At 71.8% G+C, this 17,034-nt stretch carries 14 protein-coding genes and 1 pseudogene; 9 read left to right on the forward strand and 6 right to left on the reverse strand.

The window, feature by feature from the left end; genetic code table 11:
* A partial coding sequence (locus KM933_RS30830) for a VldE C-terminal domain-containing protein (RefSeq protein WP_488269387.1) occupies window positions 1–861 on the reverse strand: 861 nt, incomplete at its 3' end.
* A gap of 104 nt (window positions 862–965) precedes the next feature.
* Complete coding sequence (locus KM933_RS40395) at window positions 966–4,244, reverse strand: AfsR/SARP family transcriptional regulator (protein ID WP_308013599.1); 3,279 nt, start codon at window positions 4,242–4,244, stop codon at window positions 966–968.
* Between the two features lie 225 nt (window positions 4,245–4,469).
* On the opposite strand from KM933_RS40395, the gene KM933_RS30840 reads away from it, so the two are divergent.
* From KM933_RS30840 to KM933_RS30860, 5 genes are all read left to right on the forward strand, one after another.
* Entirely contained in the window at window positions 4,470–6,110 is a 1,641-nt protein-coding gene (locus KM933_RS30840; RefSeq protein ID WP_221358292.1) for a peptide ABC transporter substrate-binding protein, read from the forward strand.
* A 93-nt stretch (window positions 6,111–6,203) separates the two neighbouring features.
* Window positions 6,204–7,127 (forward strand): ABC transporter permease, encoded by a 924-nt coding sequence (locus KM933_RS30845; RefSeq protein ID WP_221358294.1) that lies wholly within the window; start codon window positions 6,204–6,206, stop codon window positions 7,125–7,127.
* A 40-nt stretch (window positions 7,128–7,167) separates the two neighbouring features.
* Window positions 7,168–8,214, forward strand: coding sequence for an ABC transporter permease (locus KM933_RS30850; RefSeq protein ID WP_221358380.1), 1,047 nt, complete (start codon window positions 7,168–7,170; stop codon window positions 8,212–8,214).
* A gap of 5 nt (window positions 8,215–8,219) precedes the next feature.
* Window positions 8,220–9,203, forward strand: coding sequence for an ABC transporter ATP-binding protein (locus KM933_RS30855; protein ID WP_221358296.1), 984 nt, complete (start codon window positions 8,220–8,222; stop codon window positions 9,201–9,203).
* Window positions 9,196–10,287, forward strand: coding sequence for an ABC transporter ATP-binding protein (locus tag KM933_RS30860; RefSeq protein WP_221358298.1), 1,092 nt, complete (start codon window positions 9,196–9,198; stop codon window positions 10,285–10,287). The genes KM933_RS30855 and KM933_RS30860 overlap by 8 nt, the downstream gene beginning before the upstream one ends.
* A 164-nt stretch (window positions 10,288–10,451) precedes the next feature.
* On the opposite strand, the gene KM933_RS30865 is transcribed toward KM933_RS30860, so the two are convergent.
* Window positions 10,452–12,608, reverse strand: a complete 2,157-nt coding sequence (locus tag KM933_RS30865; protein ID WP_221358300.1) for a S9 family peptidase — start codon at window positions 12,606–12,608, stop codon at window positions 10,452–10,454.
* A 188-nt stretch (window positions 12,609–12,796) separates the two neighbouring features.
* Here KM933_RS30865 and KM933_RS30870 point away from each other — a divergent pair, with 188 nt between their 5' ends.
* Complete coding sequence (locus tag KM933_RS30870) at window positions 12,797–12,991, forward strand: hypothetical protein (protein ID WP_221358303.1); 195 nt, start codon at window positions 12,797–12,799, stop codon at window positions 12,989–12,991.
* Window positions 12,992–13,070: 79 nt separating this feature from the next.
* Here KM933_RS30870 and KM933_RS30875 read toward each other — a convergent pair whose 3' ends face one another.
* Window positions 13,071–13,472, reverse strand: coding sequence for a MerR family transcriptional regulator (locus KM933_RS30875; RefSeq protein WP_221358305.1), 402 nt, complete (start codon window positions 13,470–13,472; stop codon window positions 13,071–13,073).
* 134 nt (window positions 13,473–13,606) lie between these two features.
* Here KM933_RS30875 and KM933_RS30880 point away from each other — a divergent pair, with 134 nt between their 5' ends.
* A complete protein-coding gene (locus KM933_RS30880) occupies window positions 13,607–14,320 on the forward strand; it encodes an SDR family oxidoreductase (protein ID WP_221358316.1) in 714 nt (237 codons plus the stop codon).
* 20 nt (window positions 14,321–14,340) lie between these two features.
* Here the strand turns inward: KM933_RS30880 and KM933_RS30885 are convergent, their stop codons facing one another.
* Both KM933_RS30885 and KM933_RS30890 read right to left on the reverse strand, forming a co-directional pair.
* Window positions 14,341–14,550, reverse strand: a complete 210-nt coding sequence (locus KM933_RS30885; RefSeq protein WP_221358318.1) for a DUF397 domain-containing protein — start codon at window positions 14,548–14,550, stop codon at window positions 14,341–14,343.
* Window positions 14,547–15,422, reverse strand: coding sequence for a helix-turn-helix domain-containing protein (locus KM933_RS30890; protein ID WP_221358323.1), 876 nt, complete (start codon window positions 15,420–15,422; stop codon window positions 14,547–14,549). Before KM933_RS30890 ends, KM933_RS30885 begins: the two co-directional genes overlap by 4 nt.
* Before the next feature lie 155 nt (window positions 15,423–15,577).
* Here KM933_RS30890 and KM933_RS30895 point away from each other — a divergent pair, with 155 nt between their 5' ends.
* Both KM933_RS30895 and KM933_RS30900 read left to right on the forward strand, forming a co-directional pair.
* Window positions 15,578–16,018: an ATP-binding protein gene (locus KM933_RS30895; protein ID WP_221358325.1), complete on the forward strand. Its 441-nt coding sequence runs from the start codon at window positions 15,578–15,580 to the stop codon at window positions 16,016–16,018.
* Between the two features lie 136 nt (window positions 16,019–16,154).
* Window positions 16,155–16,981, forward strand: a pseudogene (locus KM933_RS30900) (hypothetical protein).
* Window positions 16,982–17,034 lie beyond the last annotated feature (53 nt).

The raw sequence follows: 17,034 nt of genomic DNA on the forward strand, positions 1-17,034 counted from the left end.
GCGTCCGGCCGGGTCGCGGGCGAAGACGGACAGCGCTCCGTTGGGGCTGAGGACGACCGCCGGGTCGCTCGCGAGGTGGCCGCCCAGCGACACCCAGTCCGGCGCCCACGCCCCCGCCTCCGACTGCCAGGTGTGCCACAGCGCCCCGTCGGTCCCCCGTACGAACACCGCGAGCCTGCCGTAGCGGCCGACCAGGGCCCACGGCCGTCCCACCGCTCCGGGGGACGGGCGGCCCAGCGGTGTCCACGCCGACCACGCGCCGCCCGCCCGGTTCTGCCACCGGTGTGCCACGTCGCCCGCCCCGTCGACCCCCGACACCGTCATGCCCGAGCCGTGGTCCACCACGGACGGGACCCCGACGCCGACCCGCGGCGCGGCCGCCCCGCTCCCGCCCGTCCACCAGGTGGTCTCCCGGCGGGCCCCGGCCCAGCCGAAGCTGAAGTGGACGTGGTCGGTGTGCGGGCTGGCACCGGTGTACGGCGTCCAGCCGGCGTCGGCGCGGGCCGCCTGCCAGATCCGCCGGTTCCAGATCATGTACATGATTCCGAAGCGGCGGGCGAGGGCGTGGCGGTTGCCGTGCCGGTCGGTGGCGAGCAGCCAGTCGAGGAGACCGGCGGCGACGTGGGCCTGGCTGCCGGCGCTGACCCCCCAGTCCCAGGCCCTGCCCTCCTTGTGCTCACTGACTCCCGGCCTGCCGCACTCCCTGCCGATGCCCAGGCTGCTCGTGCCCGGACAGGCGGCGAGGACCAGGTCGCGGAAGTCGAGGAGGCCGGGCTTCGCCGTCGGGTCGCAGTCCCGCTGCCCCTCGTGGGGGGCGTAGTCGTCGATGCGCGGACCGAAGTCCGGTGCGGTGGGGGGCATGCGGTGGCCTCCTGGAACGGCGTCGCACCGTGGGCGGAGCGCTTCGCCACGGCTTCTCGCCCTCCACCCTCACAAGCCGCGCTGTCATCCCGGTCACACCTCGGTCACTCCCGCCGCGCCCGCCCCGCCGCCGCACCCCGCCGCGCTCCTCCGTCCCCTGCGGACCGCTCCGTTCGGGACCGTTCCCCTCCGGGCCGCTCCGTTCGGGACCGTTCCCCTCCGGGCCGCTCCGTTCCGGACCGTCCCGTTCCCGTCCGCCCGGCTCCGGACCGTTCCGCGTCACCGTCGCGCGCCACCGTCTCCCGGTGGGCGTCCCGCGCGATGCCGAGGACCAGTGCGACGCCGTCCTCAGCGGTCGCGCCCCGTTCCCACGCCCGGGCGTACGCCCTGTCCGCCAGCTGTTCCCTCGCGCGGCGGCACGTGCGGTCGTGGAGCGCGGCGAAGGGGGTGAGTCCTTCGATCCGGGCCCCCGTCACCCGGCGGTGGCGGTGCGCCGCGCCCAGGACGACGGCCGCCCGGCCGGCCTGGCCGAGGGCGCCCAGGGTCCAGGCGAGGGTCTCCATGCTCCAGGCCGGCCCCCAGTTGTCGTCGAAGGCGCGCTGTCTCGCGAGCGCGTCACACAGGGGCGCCAGCGCACGGGCCGGTTCCCCGTGCAGCAGTTCGGTGAGGGCCGCGCACCACTGGCTCCAGGTGTACGCCCACTGCGCTCCGGCCGCCTCGGCCTCGGCCAGGTACGTGTCGCACGCCGCGCGGGCCTCGGCCGGGTCGCCGAGGAACGCGGCGGCCATGGCCCAGAACATGGTGGCCATGTGCGCGTCACCGGTGTGGCCCGCCTTCGCGAACCCGTCGCGTGCCGCCGCCAGCAGGGGGATGCCGGCGCGGTCACCGGGCACCAGCAGCGCGTACACGCCCTCGACGTACAGGACGGGCGCGGAGCCGGCGGAGGCGTCCGCGGCGCGGCACCGGTCGAGCAGGACACGGGCCTCGCGGTGGTCCCCCTGGATGATCGTGACGAACGCCTGCATGGCCGTCACCATGACCCCCGGGGCCCCGGGGACCGGACCGGGCAGCGCCGACAGGCCCTCGATCCAGTGCCGGGCCTCGCCGAGGGTGCTGCCGAAGAACCAGCACCGCGTCCGTATCAGGTCGACGGCGATGGACACGCCGGTCTGCGCGCGGCCGGGGTGCGTGCGGCAGAAGTCCAGCGCGGCGCGCAGGTTGGGCAGTTCGCGGCGCAGCCGCTCCAGCCAGCCGATCTCGTCGGGGCCGTACCAGTCGGCGGCGCCACGTCCCGCGAGCGCCCGGTAGTGGTCGCTGTGCCGGACGCGCAGCCCGGTCGCGTCGCCCTCCGCGCGCAGCCGGTCCGCGCCGTACTGGCGGATGGTCTCCAGCAGCCGGTAGCGGGTGGTGCCGGCCTGCCGTCCGACGGGGGTGAGGGTATCGACGGTCGCGACGGGAGTGAGGGTCGCGACGGGGGTGAGGGTCTCGACGGTCGCGTCGGGGGTGGGGGTCTCGACGGTCGCGTCGGGGGCGGGGGTCTCGACGGTCACGACGGACTTGTGGACGAGGCCGTCCAGGAGGTCCAGCACGTCCTCCCGCGCGATGCCCCCGCCCGCGCACACGGCCTCGGCGGCCCGGAGCTCGAAACCGCCGACGAAGACCGACAGCCGGGCCCACAGCAGCCGCTCCTCCGCCGTGCACAGCCCGTGGCTCCAGTCCATGACGCCGCGCAGGGTCTGCCGGTAGCGGCCGGCGTCGCGGCCGGCGGTGTGCGCGCCCGCCGCCCCGGCCCCGGCCGCACCCGGTGCCGTACGGGGGCCGGACAGCAGCCGGAAGCGGTCCTCCAGGCGTTCCAGGATCTCCTCCACGGTCAGGGAGCCCAGGCGCACGGCGGCCAGTTCGATGGCCAGCGGGATGCCGTCCAGGCGCCTGCACAGCTCGACCGCCGCCGCGCCCTGCGGTCCGTCCGCCCGCAGGGCGGCCGCGCTGGCCGCCGCACGGTCGGCCAGGAGGCGCACCGCCTCGCAGGGGGTGCTGTCCGGCCCGGCGCGCAGCGTGAGGCAGGGCACCGGCAGCAGGTGCTCGCCCGGTACGCCGAGCCGCTCCCGGCTGGTGGCGAGCACCCGCAGGTCCGCCGCGGCCCGCAGCAGCCGCAGGACCAGCGCGGCCACCGCGTCCACCAGGTGCTCGCAGTTGTCCAGGACGAGCAGCAGGCGGCGTCCGCGCAGATGCCCGCAGACCGCGTCGGCGGCGGACCGGGTGGACTGGTCGCGCAGGCCCAGGGACTCGGCCACCGCCCGCTCCACCAGCGCCGGGTCGGTGACCGCCGCCAGGTCGACCAGCCACACCCCGTCCGGAAAGGCGGGCGCCGCCCGCCGCGCCGTACGCAGGGCGAGCCTGGTCTTGCCGACGCCGCCCACTCCGACCAGGGTGACCAGACGGGACAGCCGCAGGAGTTCCCGGGCGGTGGCGAGTTCCCTCTCCCGCCCGATGAAGGAGGTCGTCTCGGCGGGCAGGTTGCCCCGCTCGCCCGGACCCGGCCCCGGCCCCGGCCCCGGACTCAACCCCGGTCCCGGACTCAACCCCGGACCCGGACCCGGCGCCGTGCTCCGAGGCGCGGCGGGGACGAGGTCGGGTGCCGCGGTGAGCATCCGCTGGTGCAGGGCCCTGAGCTCTGCACCGGGTCCGATGCCGAGTTCTTCGGCGAGCAGGGCGGTGACCTCGCGGAAGCACTCGAGCGCCTCGCCCCGGCGGCCGCACTGGTGGAGCGCCAGCATCCGCTGGGCCCAGAAGCGCTCGCGCAGCGGATGCAGTCCGGTCAGCCGGCTCAGTTCCGGGAGGGCCTCCGCGGGGTGCCGGCAGCGGATCACCGCGTCGACCCACGACTCCTGGGCGGCCAGCCGCTGCTCGCGCAGGGCGGGGACGACGTCCGCGAACCGCTGGGGCGGCAGATCGGCCAGCGGCTCGCCCCGCCACAGTTCCAGCGCGCCCTCCAGCAGGGCGGCCGCCCTTTCGGGCCGGTCCTCCGCGAGCGCCGCCCGGCCCTCCCGCACGAGGGCGGCGAAGCGGTGCGTGTCCAGCCGGTCCCGGGCCCCCTCGGCCCCCATGTCCAGCGCGTAGCCGCCGCGTTCGGTCCGTACGGCCCCGGGGCCGAGCGCCCTGCGCAGCCGCAGTACGTAGTTCTGCACGGCGTTCCGCGCGCCGTCCGGCGGACGGGTCCCCCACAGCCGGTCCACCAGCGAGTCCACCGACACGGTGCGGCCGGCGTCGACGAGCAACGCCGCGAGGAGCGTCCGCAGCTGGGCCGCGCCGACGCACACGTACGACCCGTCGCGCCGTACGACCAGCGGCCCCAGAATCCCGAACTCGTACTGTACGTCCATTGCAGTGATGCTATAACTCTGAGTTACTGATCTGCTACGGAACGTGTGTACGGCCGCGATGCCGGTCGGTGCCCGTCGGCGGGCGCCCGTCGGTGCCCATCGGTGCCGGCCCCTCCCCACCCGTGTGGGTCGGCGGATGTGCGCCATGGGGCGTATGCGTCGATATTGGGCGCAAAGGTACTGGCTCCGGCGCCGGGACCGCAGCGCACCAAGAGGAGGCACTCCATGCGTGGAGCCACGCACGCCAGATGGGCCGTATGCGCGACGGCGGCAGCCCTCGCGGCGACGGCCTGCGGAGGCGGTGGAGGCGGTGGCAGCGGTGGCGGCGGCGACGGCTCCGGGATCCTCAGCTCCTCGTGGGGCGACCCGCAGAACCCCCTGGAGCCGGCCAACACCAACGAGGTGCAGGGCGGCAAGGTCCTCGACATGCTCTTCCGCGGTCTCAAGCGCTACGACGCGGAGAGCGGCGAGGCGGAGGACATGCTGGCCGAGAAGATCGAGACCTCGGACTCGCAGAACTTCACCGTCACCGTCAAGGACGGCTGGACGTTCAGCAACGGCGAGGCCGTCACCGCCAAGTCGTTCGTGGACGCCTGGAACTACGGCGCCAGCCTGAAGAACAACCAGAAGAACGCGTACTTCTTCGCGTACATCGACGGCTACGACAAGGTCCACCCGGAGGACGGCGGCAAGCAGACGGCCGACACCCTGAGCGGTCTGAAGGTGACCGGCGACAGGACCTTCACCGTCAGGCTCAACCAGAAGTTCTCGACCTTCCCCGACACCCTCGGCTACGCGGCCTTCGCGCCGCTGCCCAAGGCGTTCTTCGACGACCACGCGGCCTGGCTGAAGAAGCCGGTCGGCAACGGCCCGTACACCGTCGACTCCTACGCCAAGGGCTCGGTGATGAAGCTGCGCACGTGGGAGGGGTACCCGGGGGAGGACGAGGCGCAGAACGGCGGGGTGGACCTCAAGGTCTACACCGACAACAACACCGCCTACACGGACCTGATGGCCGGCAACCTCGACCTCGTCGACGACGTGCCCGCCTCCCAGCTCAAGAACGCCAAGGCCGACCTCGGCGACCGGTACATCAACACGCCCGCGGGCATCATCCAGACCCTCGCCTTCCCGCACTACGACGAGAACTGGGACAAGGCCGGCATGGAGAAGGTCCGCACCGGTCTGTCCAGGGCCATCGACCGTGAGCAGATCACCGAGACGATCTTCCAGAAGACCCGGACCCCCGCCACCGACTGGACCTCGCCCGTCCTCGGCGAGGACGGCGGCTACAAGGAGGGGCTGTGCGGTGACGCCTGCGAGTACGACGCCGCCGAGGCCAAGAAGCTGATCGAGGAGGGCGGTGGCCTCCCCGGCGGCCAGATCAAGATCTCCTACAACGCGGACACCGGCTCCCACAAGGAATGGGTGGACGCCGTCTGCAACTCCATCAACAACGCGCTGGACGACGACAGGGCCTGCGCGGGCAACCCGGTCGGCACCTTCGCCGACTTCCGCAACCAGATCACCCAGTCCAAGATGTCGGGCCCCTTCCGGGCCGGCTGGCAGATGGACTACCCGCTGATCCAGAACTTCCTGCAGCCGCTGTACTACACCAACGCCTCCTCCAACGACGGCAAGTGGACCAGCGAGGAGTTCGACGACCTCGTCGACAAGGCCAACGCGGAGACCGACCAGGCCAAGGCCGTCGGCCTGTTCCAGCAGGCCGAGGAGGTCCTGCGGGACGACATGGGCGCCATCCCGCTCTGGTACCAGAACGGCAGCGCCGGCTACTCGGACCGGATCTCGGACGTGGCGCTGAACCCGTTCAGCCTGCCCGTCTACAACGAGATCAAGGTCAGCTGAGCCGCGGGGGCGCGCACCTCGGCGAGAACCGGGTGCGCGCCCCCGCCCCCGTCCCTGCTCCCGCCCTCGCCCCCGCCTACCTCCGGAGTCCTCATGGGACGGTATGTGATCCGGCGTCTGCTGCAGATGATCCCGGTCTTCATCGGCGCCACCCTGCTGATCTTCCTGATGGTGAACGTGATGGGCGACCCCATCGCGGGCCTCTGCGGCGACCGGCAGTGCGACCCCGCGACGGCGACCCAGCTGCGCCGGGAGTTCGGCTTGGACAAGCCCGTGTGGCAGCAGTACGCGACCTACATGGGCAACGTCTTCACCGGCGACTTCGGCACCGCGTTCAACGGGCAGGAGGTCACCGAGCTGATGTCGGGCGCCTTCCCGGTCACCGTCCGCCTCACCGTCGTCGCGGTCCTCTTCGAGGTCGTCATCGGCATCACGCTGGGCGTCGTCACCGGCCTGCGCCGCGGCCGGCCCGTGGACACCGGTGTCCTGCTGGTCACCCTCGTCGTCATCTCGGTGCCCACCTTCGTCACCGGCCTGCTGCTCCAGCTGCTGCTGGGCGTGAAGTGGGCCTGGATCAGCCCGTCCGTCTCCTCGGAGGCCCCCTTCGGCGAGCTGATCGTGCCGGGCCTGGTGCTCGCCTCCGTCTCCCTCGCCTACGTGACCCGGCTGACCCGGACCTCCATCGCCGAGAACCGGCGCGCCGACTACGTCCGCACGGCCGTCGCCAAGGGCCTGCCCCGGCGCCGGGTCGTCACCCGGCACCTGCTGCGCAACTCGCTGATCCCGGTGATCACCTTCATCGGCACCGACATCGGCGCCCTGATGGGCGGCGCGATCGTCACCGAGCGGATCTTCAACATCCACGGCGTCGGCTTCCAGCTCTACCAGGGGATCCTGCGCCAGAACACCCAGACCGTCGTCGGCTTCGTGACCGTCCTCGTCCTCGTCTTCCTGGTGGCCAACCTGCTGGTCGACCTGCTGTACGCCGTACTCGACCCGAGGATCCGCTATGCCTGAGCACCCCACGCCGCCCGAGGAGCCCCGGCCCCTGCCCGCCATGCCGCCGGGGCCGCACCTGCCGGGCGACGGCCCCGCCTCCGAGGACGGCGCCATCGCCGCGACGGGCATGGGCGGCGCGATGGACCTCGCCACGGAGCAGGGCGACTCGCTGCGGAAGGGCCCCGCGGGACCCGGAGCGCCCGGGGGGGCGGGAGGGCCCGGGGGACCCGGCGGACCGGACGGCACGGGCCCGCAGGAGAAACCCCGCTCCCTCTGGTCCGACGCCTGGCGCGACCTGCGGCGCAACCCCGTCTTCATCATCTCGGGGCTCGTCATCCTCTTCCTGGTCGTCATCTCCCTGTGGCCCTCGCTGATCGCCTCCGGCAACCCCCTCAAGTGCGACCTCGCCAAGTCCCAGGAGGGCTCCCAGCCGGGCCACCCCTTCGGCTACAACGGCCAGGGCTGCGACGTCTACACGCGCACGGTGTACGGGGCCCGGGTCTCCGTCACCGTCGGCGTGTGCGCCACGCTCGGCGTGGCGGTCCTCGGATCGGTGCTCGGCGGGCTCGCCGGGTTCTTCGGCGGGGCGTGGGACGCGATCCTCTCCCGGATCACCGACATCTTCTTCGCGATCCCGGTCGTCCTCGGCGGCCTGGTGCTGCTGTCCGTGGTCACCAGCTCCACGGTCTGGCCGGTGATCGGCTTCATGGTGCTGCTCGGCTGGCCGCAGCTCTCCCGCATCGCCCGGGGATCGGTCATCTCCACCCGGCAGAACGACTACGTCCAGGCCGCCCGCGCGCTGGGCGCCTCCAACTCCCGGATGATGCTGCGGCACATCACGCCCAACGCGGTCGCCCCGGTCATCGTCGTGGCGACCATCGCGCTGGGCACGTACATCTCGCTGGAGGCGACCCTCTCGTTCCTCGGGGTCGGACTGCGCCCGCCCACGGTCAGCTGGGGCATCGACATCTCCTCGGCGTCCCAGTACATCCGCACGGCGCCGCACGCCCTGCTCTGGCCGGCCGGGGCGCTGGCCGTCACCGTCCTCGCGTTCATCATGCTCGGCGACGCGGTGCGCGACGCCCTCGACCCGAAGCTGAGGTGAGTGCCGTGCTGCTCGAAGTGCGCGACCTGCACGTGGAGTTCAGGACCCGGGACGGCGTCGCCAGGGCCGTCAACGGCGTCACCTTCGGCGTCGACGAGGGCGAGACGCTCGCCGTGCTCGGCGAGTCCGGCTCCGGCAAGTCCGTGACCGCGCAGGCCGTGATGGGCATCCTCGACACACCGCCCGGCAGGATCACCGCGGGCGAGATCCTCTTCCGCGGCCAGGACCTGCTGAAGTTCAGGGAGGAGGACCGGCGCAAGGTCCGCGGCGCCCAGATGGCGATGATCTTCCAGGACGCGCTGTCGTCCCTGAACCCGGTGCTCAGCGTCGGCGCCCAGCTCGGCGAGATGTTCACCGTCCACCGCGGCGCGTCCAGGAAGGACGCGCGGGCGAAGGCCGTCGAGCTGATGGACCGGGTGCGCATCCCCGGCGCGGCCGCCCGGGTGGGCGACTACCCCCACCAGTTCTCCGGCGGCATGCGCCAGCGCATCATGATCGCGATGGCGCTGGCCCTGGAACCCGCCCTGATCATCGCCGACGAGCCCACCACCGCCCTCGACGTCACCGTCCAGGCCCAGGTCATGGACCTGCTCGCCGAGCTCCAGCGCGAGCTGCACATGGGCCTCGTCCTCATCACCCACGACCTCGGCGTGGTCGCGGACGTGGCCGACCGGATCGCCGTGATGTACGCGGGCACGATCGTCGAGTCCGCCCTGGTCCACGACATCTACAAGGCCCCGGCGCACCCGTACACCAAGGGCCTGCTGGAGTCGATCCCGCGGCTGGACCAGAAGGGCCGGGAGCTCTACGCGATCAAGGGCCTGCCGCCGAACCTGCTGCACATCCCGCCGGGCTGCGCCTTCAACCCGCGCTGCCCCATGGCCCGGGACGTCTGCCGCACCGACGTGCCGCCCCTGTACGAGGTGACCGGGGCGGGCCCGGACCGCAGGAGCGCCTGCCACTTCTGGAGGGAGTGCCTCGATGGCTGAGCCGACGAGCGGTCCGGTTGCCGGCCGCCCGGCCGTCCCGGTGGCCGAACCGATCCTCCAGGTGCGGGGCCTGGTCAAGCACTACCCGCTCACCCAGGGCGTCCTCCTCCGCAAGCAGGTGGGCGCGGTCAAGGCGGTCGACGGGGTCGACTTCGACCTCGGCGCCGGGGAGACCCTCGGCATCGTCGGCGAGTCCGGCTGCGGCAAGTCGACGGTCGCGAAGATGCTGGTCAACCTGGAGAGACCGACCGCGGGCGAGATCCGGTACAAGGGCGAGGACACCGCCAAGCTGTCCGGCCGCGCCCTCAAGGCCGTGCGCCGCAACATCCAGATGGTCTTCCAGGACCCGTACACCTCGCTCAACCCGCGGATGACCGTCGGCGACATCATCGGGGAGCCGTACGAGATCCACCCCGAGGTCGCGCCGAAGGGCGACCGGCGCCGGCAGGTCCAGGACCTGCTGGACGTGGTCGGGCTCAACCCGGAGTACATCAACCGCTATCCGCACCAGTTCTCCGGCGGCCAGCGCCAGCGCATCGGCATCGCGCGCGGTCTCGCCCTGCGCCCCGAGATCATCGTCGCGGACGAGCCGGTGTCGGCCCTCGACGTCTCCGTGCAGGCCCAGGTGATCAACCTGATGGACCGGCTCCAGAGCGAGTTCGGCCTGAGTTACGTCTTCATCGCGCACGACCTGTCGATCGTGCGGCACATCTCCGACCGGGTGGGGGTGATGTACCTCGGCCGGATCGTGGAGAGCGGCCGGGACACCGAGATCTACGACCACCCGACGCACCCCTACACCCAGGCGCTGCTGTCCGCCGTGCCCGTGCCGGACCCGGAGGCCCGTGAGCACCGGGAGCGGATCATCCTCTCCGGGGACGTGCCCTCGCCCGCGAACATCCCCTCCGGCTGCCGCTTCCGCACCCGCTGCTGGAAGGCCCGGGAGAGGTGCGCCCTGGAGGTCCCGCTGCTCACGGTGCCGGCGGAGTTCCGGCACGAGGGGGGCCCGGCCGCGCACGACTCGGCCTGCCACTTCGCGGAGGACGTGTCCCTCTGGCACGCCCCGCCGGGGGAGCCGGGATGAGCCGGTGGACACCCGCCGACTTCGTTAACACACAGGCAACCCGCCCGACCCGGCACCGATATGCGGAAGCGTCACTCTGGACGGCGTACGGCCGTGCGGGTGCCGTGGGCCGGCCGGGGCGCGTCATGTCACCCCGGCCGGTCGCCGTTCCCGCACCGTTCCGTCTAGGCGAGCCCGAGGGAACGCCTCAGGAAGTCCACCTGGAGCAGCAGCAGGTTCTCGGCGACCTGTTCCTGGGGGGTCATGTGCGTCACCCCGGACAACGGCAGCACCTCGTGCGGGCGGCCGGCGGCCAGCAGCGCGGACGACAGCCGCAGGGAGTGCGCCACCACCACGTTGTCGTCGGCGAGACCGTGCACGATCATCATCGGCCGCGCCGGTTCGGCGGCCTGCACCAGGCCGTCGTCGTCGATCAGCGAGTTCGCCGCGTACACCTCGGGCTGCCGGTTCGGATCGCCCAGGTACCGCTCGGTGTAGTGGGTGTCGTACAGCCGCTGGTCGGTGACCGGCGCGCCCACCACGCCCGCGTGGAAGACGTCCGGGCGGCGCAGCACCGCGAGCCCCGCCAGATAGCCGCCGAACGACCAGCCGCGGATCGCCACCCGGGTCAGGTCCAGCGGGAAGTCCCCGGCGAGTGCCTGGAGCGCGTGGACCTGGTCGTCCAGGGCGACCGCCGCCAGGTCGCCCTTGACCGCCTTCTCCCAGGCCGGCGAGCGGCCCGGCATGCCCCGCCCGTCCGCCACGACGACGGCGAACCCCTGGTCCGCGAACCACTGCGGGGTGAGGTACGCGTTGTGCGCGGCCAGCACGCGCTGGCCGTGCGGTCCGCCGTACGGGTCCATCAGCACGGGCAGCGGACCACCGGTGTGACCGGTGGGGAGCACGACGGCGCACGGCACCCGGCGCGCACCCGCTTCCGTGAGGTGCACGCGCGGGCTCATTCCGGGGTGCTCGGCGTACGAGGCCACGGTCACCGCAGCCGCGCGGCCCCCGGAGCGGCCGGCTCCGCCCTCCCGCCGGCCGCCGTCCCGCACCACCCGGACCAGGGCCCCCGGCCGGTCGGGACCGGCCGACACCAGCACGGTCACCCCGCCCGCCCGCACCGCCGAGTGCACGCCGGGCTCCTGCGAGATCCGCTGCACGCCCAGGTCGTTGACCCGGTAGACGTGCACCTCCCCGATCTCCGCGTCGGCCGCCGCCGTACCGGCCGACGCGGACACCAGCACGTCGTCGTCGGACACGTCGAGCACGGCGCGCACGTGCAGCTGCGCGCCGGTCAGGACGCGTTCGCCGACCGCCAGCACCCGCGCCCCGCCCTCGTCGGCGATCCGTACGAGCTGTCCGCTCGGGCTCCAGACCGGCACACCAGGGAAAAGATCAAGCCATTGTGGATCTTCGTCCGCGTGGACCATCCGGGTCGTCCCGGTCTCCGGGTCGACGGCCAGGTAGAGCTGGCTCGTCTGGTCCCGCGCCTGTACGAGCAGCAGGGGCGCCCCGGCCGCCGACCAGTGCACCCGCGCCAGATAGGGGTAGCGCGCCCGGTCCCACAGCACCTCCGTGCGCGCCCCGTCGAGCCCCACCACGAAGAGCCGTACGTCCGCGTTGTCGGTGCCCGCGGCCGGGTAGGCGACCTGCTGCGGCTCCCGCTCGGGGTGGGCGGGATCGGCAATCCACCAGCGGCGTACGGGGGCGTCGTCGGCCCGTGCGACCAGCAGCCGGTCCGACTCCGGCGACCACCAGAACCCACGCGAACGGCCCATCTCCTCGGCCGCGATGAACTCGGCGAGCCCGTAGGTGACGGTGTCCGACTCGGGCTCCGCGAGCGCCCTGTCGCCCTCGCCCTCGGCGCCGACGACCCGCAGGGCGCCCTGGGCGACGTACGCGACGAGCCGTCCGTCGGGGGACGGGCGCGGGTCGATCACCGGCCCGTGAACCCGCAGCTCACGCGCCGTACCGGCGCGCAGTTCGGCGGTGAAGAGCCGCCCGGACAGGGCGAAGGACGCCAGCTCCACGGCCGCGTCCGTGGCGTAGCCGACGATGCCCGCGCCCCCCTCGCGGCTGCGCTCGCGCCGGGCCCGCTCGGCCGCCGGGAGCCGCTCCGAGGAGCCTCCGAGCAGCGCCCCCGGGTCGGCGGCCGGATGCTCCTTGCCGCTCGCCACGTCGAGGACCCACAGCAGGTTCGCCCGGTCGGTACCGGAGGAGGAGCGCAGGAACGCGACACGCGAACCGTCGGGCGCCACGGTGAACGCGCGGGGCGCGCCCAGGGTGAAGCGCAGGGTACGTGCCTGGCGGCGCGGGAAGGAGAGAGGCTCGGTCGTCATGCCCCGACCATATTGGCCATGCGCCCCCTTGTGCGGCCGTGCGCCGATCAATGCGCACGCACGAATAGTTATGATCACTGGCGCTACGTGGGTATCAACCTGCTGGCTGCTGTACGGATTTACTGCCCCCATCCCGACCCACGACCCCCGGCCCCCGTGTCCCTGGGATCCTTTGGAGGTGAGCCGCCGTGGCACTTTCGATTTCGGCGGTAGTGCTGCTGGCGATCATCGTCTTCATCCTGGTCAAGAAGTCAGGACTGAAGGCGCCTCACGCCATCGTCTGCATGCTGCTCGGCTTCTACCTGGCCAGTTCGACGATCGCCCCGACGATCAACGACCTGACCACGAACATCGCAGGCATGATCGGGGACATCAAGTTCTGACCCCGCCGCAGGACGGGCTCACGGCCGCGGGTGGCCTGAGCCCGCACCTGTCGACCGTTCCGCTCCTTCGCGGCGCCCGTCAGGTCGCGGTGGGCTCCGGGACAGCGGCCTGGTCGAGCGAGGCCGGGCAGCGGTCGACATCCGGGTGTGTGGCGAGCCCGATCAGCACATCGAGCCTGCGGCCCGCGGCCTGCAGCTCGGCGGTCTTCGCGCTGATGCGTGCCCGCTCGTCGAGCAGGCGGCCCAGCAGTTCGGGGCCCATGGAACGGGCGTCGATGGCCGGCAGGAGCGTGGCGATCAGCGGGCTGGCGAGACCGGCGGTGTAGAGCTGCTGGATCAGCCTCACCCGGTCCACGGCCGACTCCGGATAGACGCGCTGGTCGCCGGCGGTCCGCTGCGGACTCAGGAGGCGCTGCTCCTCGTAGTAGCGCAGGGCGCGTGTGCTGACCCCGGCCCGTTCGGCCAGTTCACCGATACGCATGGTGACCTTTCTGCTCGTGTCCGCCTGTGCCGTCGCTCCTCACGACTTGCCCTTCACGTCAACGTCAAGTTTTAGCGTAGGCGATGACACAGGGCGGGCGCGGACCGCATGCCCGCCTGCCGAAGGGAATCATCATGGACATCGCCGGTGCCACCGCGCTTGTGACCGGAGCCAACCGAGGGATCGGCCGGCGCTTCGTCGACCAGCTGCTGGAACGGGGAGCCGAAAGGGTCTACGCGACGGCTCGCCGCCCGGAGGCGATCGGCTTCTCCGACCCCCGGGTCGTGCCGCTGCGCCTCGATCTGCTGGACGAGAAGTCGATCTCGGAGGCGGCCGCAGCGGCCCAGGACGTCACGTTGCTGGTCAACAACGCCGGCATCACCACCGGTGCCGATCTCCTGACCGCCGACCTGGACATGATCCGGCAGGACCTGGAGACGCACCTCTTCGGCACCCTGCGGGTCATCCGCGCCTTCGCGCCGGCCCTGACCGCCAACGGCGGGGGCGCGATCGTGAACGTCCTCTCCGTGCTGGCATGGGTGGCCACCCACGAAGGGTCGGGGTCCTACTCCGTGGCCAAGGCCGCGGAGTGGAACATGACCAACGGAGTGCGCGTCGAGCTCGCCGGCCGGAACATCCTCGTCCAGGGCGTGCATCTGGGGGCCGCGGACACCGACATGATGGCGGGACGCGACGCACCGAAGATCGACCCGGCGGACGTCGCGCGAGCCAGCCTCGACGGCGTGCAGGCAGGGTCCATCGAGGTGCTCGTCGACGACCCCAGCCGCTTCGTCAAGGCGGCGCTCTCGGGTGACCCCGCGCAGCTCTACGCCCCGCTGACCGGCTGAGGGCTGATCGGCGGGACCGGTCAGGCTGTGGAGGCGTAGGGCACGAAGGCCGACCAGGTGCGGGGGGAGAAGTCCAGGCGCGGGCCGTTCACGTCCTTGGAGTCGCGGACGTGGACGGTGCCGGGAGTGGTGGCGAGTTCGACGCAGGATTCGCCGTTGGTGCCGCCGCTGTAGCTGCTCTTGGACCATGCCAGTTCGGAGGCGTCCCCGCCGGGGGCCTTGCGGATCATGTTTCTCCCAGCAGTTGTTCGATGAAGGCCGACGACTCCCGTGGTGAGAGAGCCTGCGCCCGGATGCTGCCATATTGCAGTTCGATGATGCGAAGCTGCTTCGGATCGGTGGTCGGCCGTCCGCTGAACGCGCCGTCGGAGCGTCCCACGGCTGTGCCGTCCGGGAACTTGAGCAACTCGATCCTGCCGTCCAGCCCCGGATGGGCATCCGTGTTGGTCGGCATGACCTGAAGCGTGACGTTGTGCAACCGCCCTGCCTCCAGCAGATGTTCGAGCTGCTGCCGCCACACCATTGTGCCCCCGACTTCTCGGCGCAGCGGTGCCTCTTCCAGTACGAAGTGGATGGACGGGGCCGGGTCACGTTCGAAGACCGATTGCCGAGCCAGGCGAGCAGTCACCATGCGCTCCACGTCGTCCGGGGAGTACGGAGGCTGGGCCGCGCCGATCACGGCCCGCGCGTGTTCCGGTGTCTGCAACAGTCCCGCGATGACGTTGCACTCGTACACGCCGATCTCGATCGCCTTGCCCTCCAGCTTTCCCAGCTCCCGCACCTTCTTGGGATACCGGACCTTCTTCACGTCCTCCTTCATCGCCGAGAGCAGCCCACCCGCATCCAGGACCTCGTCAGCCCTGTCCAGATAGGCGGGCTGAGGAATCCGCTTGCCGGACTCGATCTTGTAGACCATGTCCTCGCCGTACCCGACGGCCACCCCGAATTCGGCGGCCCGCATCCCCATCGCCTCCCGCCGCAGCTTCAGCTGCCGCCCCACCGTGGCGACGACCGCCACGCCCCAGTCGTCGTCCGGGTCGACCTCCCAGCCCGGTTCGTCCGCCTCGGTCCTGAGTCGACCCTCGCCACTGTCCCCGTGCATAACGCGCCTCTCCGCCGGTCCTCCACTGCTCAACGCGCCCTGCCCGTACGGGTGGCTTCGACAGTCCGGACAACGCCGGACAAGCCGTCGACAGTCACCGTACGTATCCACGTCGTCACTGTTCACGGTAAGCAGGTGCGGCCACTCTGGGTGACGTGATTCAAGAAACCACCACCGTCGAGGCCCGGCCGGACCGCCCCGGCCGCACCTACAGCGTGCAGCTGTCCCCCACGCCACGCGGAGCCCGCCTGGCCCGCCTGCTCGCCACTGAGCAACTGCGCTCGTGGGGCATCCCGTTGGACCCGGCGCGCCACCTCGTCGCCGAACTCGCCGCCGACGCGGCCACCCACAGCCGGGTCCCGGGCCGGGACTTCCGGCTGACGCTCGACGCCGCCCCGTCGACCCTGCGCATCGAGGTGACCGACACCTGTGGCGAATTGCTGCCCCACCCGCAGGCCCTCGCGCCCGACAGCGAATCCGGCCGGGGTCTCGTCCTCGTCGAGGCGCTCGCCGACCGGTGGGGCGTCACCCGGGGCCCGCATCCCCGGAAGACGGTCTGGGCGGAGCTGTGTCTATGCCCTCATCCGGGCGAGTGAACACCGCCAACTTGGCCGGATTATCCATCCATTTCCCGTCTTGCGCTCAGCGCGGCACGACAGCAGACATGTGTGGCTCCCCCGCACGTCTGAACGCGTGCAGAAACGCGCGGACCGAAAAACGTAAAGGAACCGCATGTTCAGCCCGCCCCATGAGGCGATGCATCGCATTTTCCAGGAGTACCCGGAGCTGTTCACCGGTGTCTCCCGAGTCCTCGGTCTCGATTTCGCTCCGCCCACCTCCGTCACGGCCGTGCCGACCGATCTCACCGAGGCCAGACCGGTCGAGCGCCGGGTGGACACACTGCTTCGGTTCGACTGCGACGGCTCAGCGGGAGAGGACTCGTTCCTGCTGGCCGTCGAGTCGCAGGGAAAGAAGGACCCGGACAAGCACGCCAGCTGGGCCTACTGCCTGTCGTTCTTGTGCAGCAAGTACAAGATTCCGGTCCTGCTGCTGGTCGTCTGCCAGGACCGGGCCACAGTCGAGTGGGCCGCCCGACCGGTGTCCCTCAGTCCTCGGCGATGGCCCGCGCTGACCTGTCGCTGGCCGCGCTGTCCGTCATCACCCACGCGAAAGATCCGGGTATCGGTGAAATACTGAAGACCCTGTCCACCGCCCTGCAGGGCGTGACCGAAGCCGTCTCGGACCCCATCGTCGAATTCACCGCACAAGGCATGGGCGGCAACCGCCGGGCCGCAGAACTCCGGAGGAACCTGGTGGCTGTGGACCTCTCCTTCTGCAAGTCGTACCTCGTCGAAGAGATCCGGGACGAGGCACGAACGGAATCCCGCGTCCAGGACATCCTGCTCGTTCTCGAAACGCGCGGCCTTGACGTGCCCGACGAAGTCCGTGAGCGCGTCATCGGCTGTGACGACCCCGGTCTCCTCCGCCGCTGGCTCACCCGGGCCGTCACCGCGCCGTCCGCCGGGGAGATCTTCACGGAGGCGCCGGACGACGTGTGAGGCCCGGGGGCGTCGGTCGGCCGGTGGGGCGGCCGATGCCCCCGGGGCGCCCG

The sequence above is a fragment of the Streptomyces beigongshangae genome (assembly GCF_019710745.1).
In the GTDB taxonomy this organism is placed as follows: domain Bacteria; phylum Actinomycetota; class Actinomycetes; order Streptomycetales; family Streptomycetaceae; genus Streptomyces; species Streptomyces beigongshangae.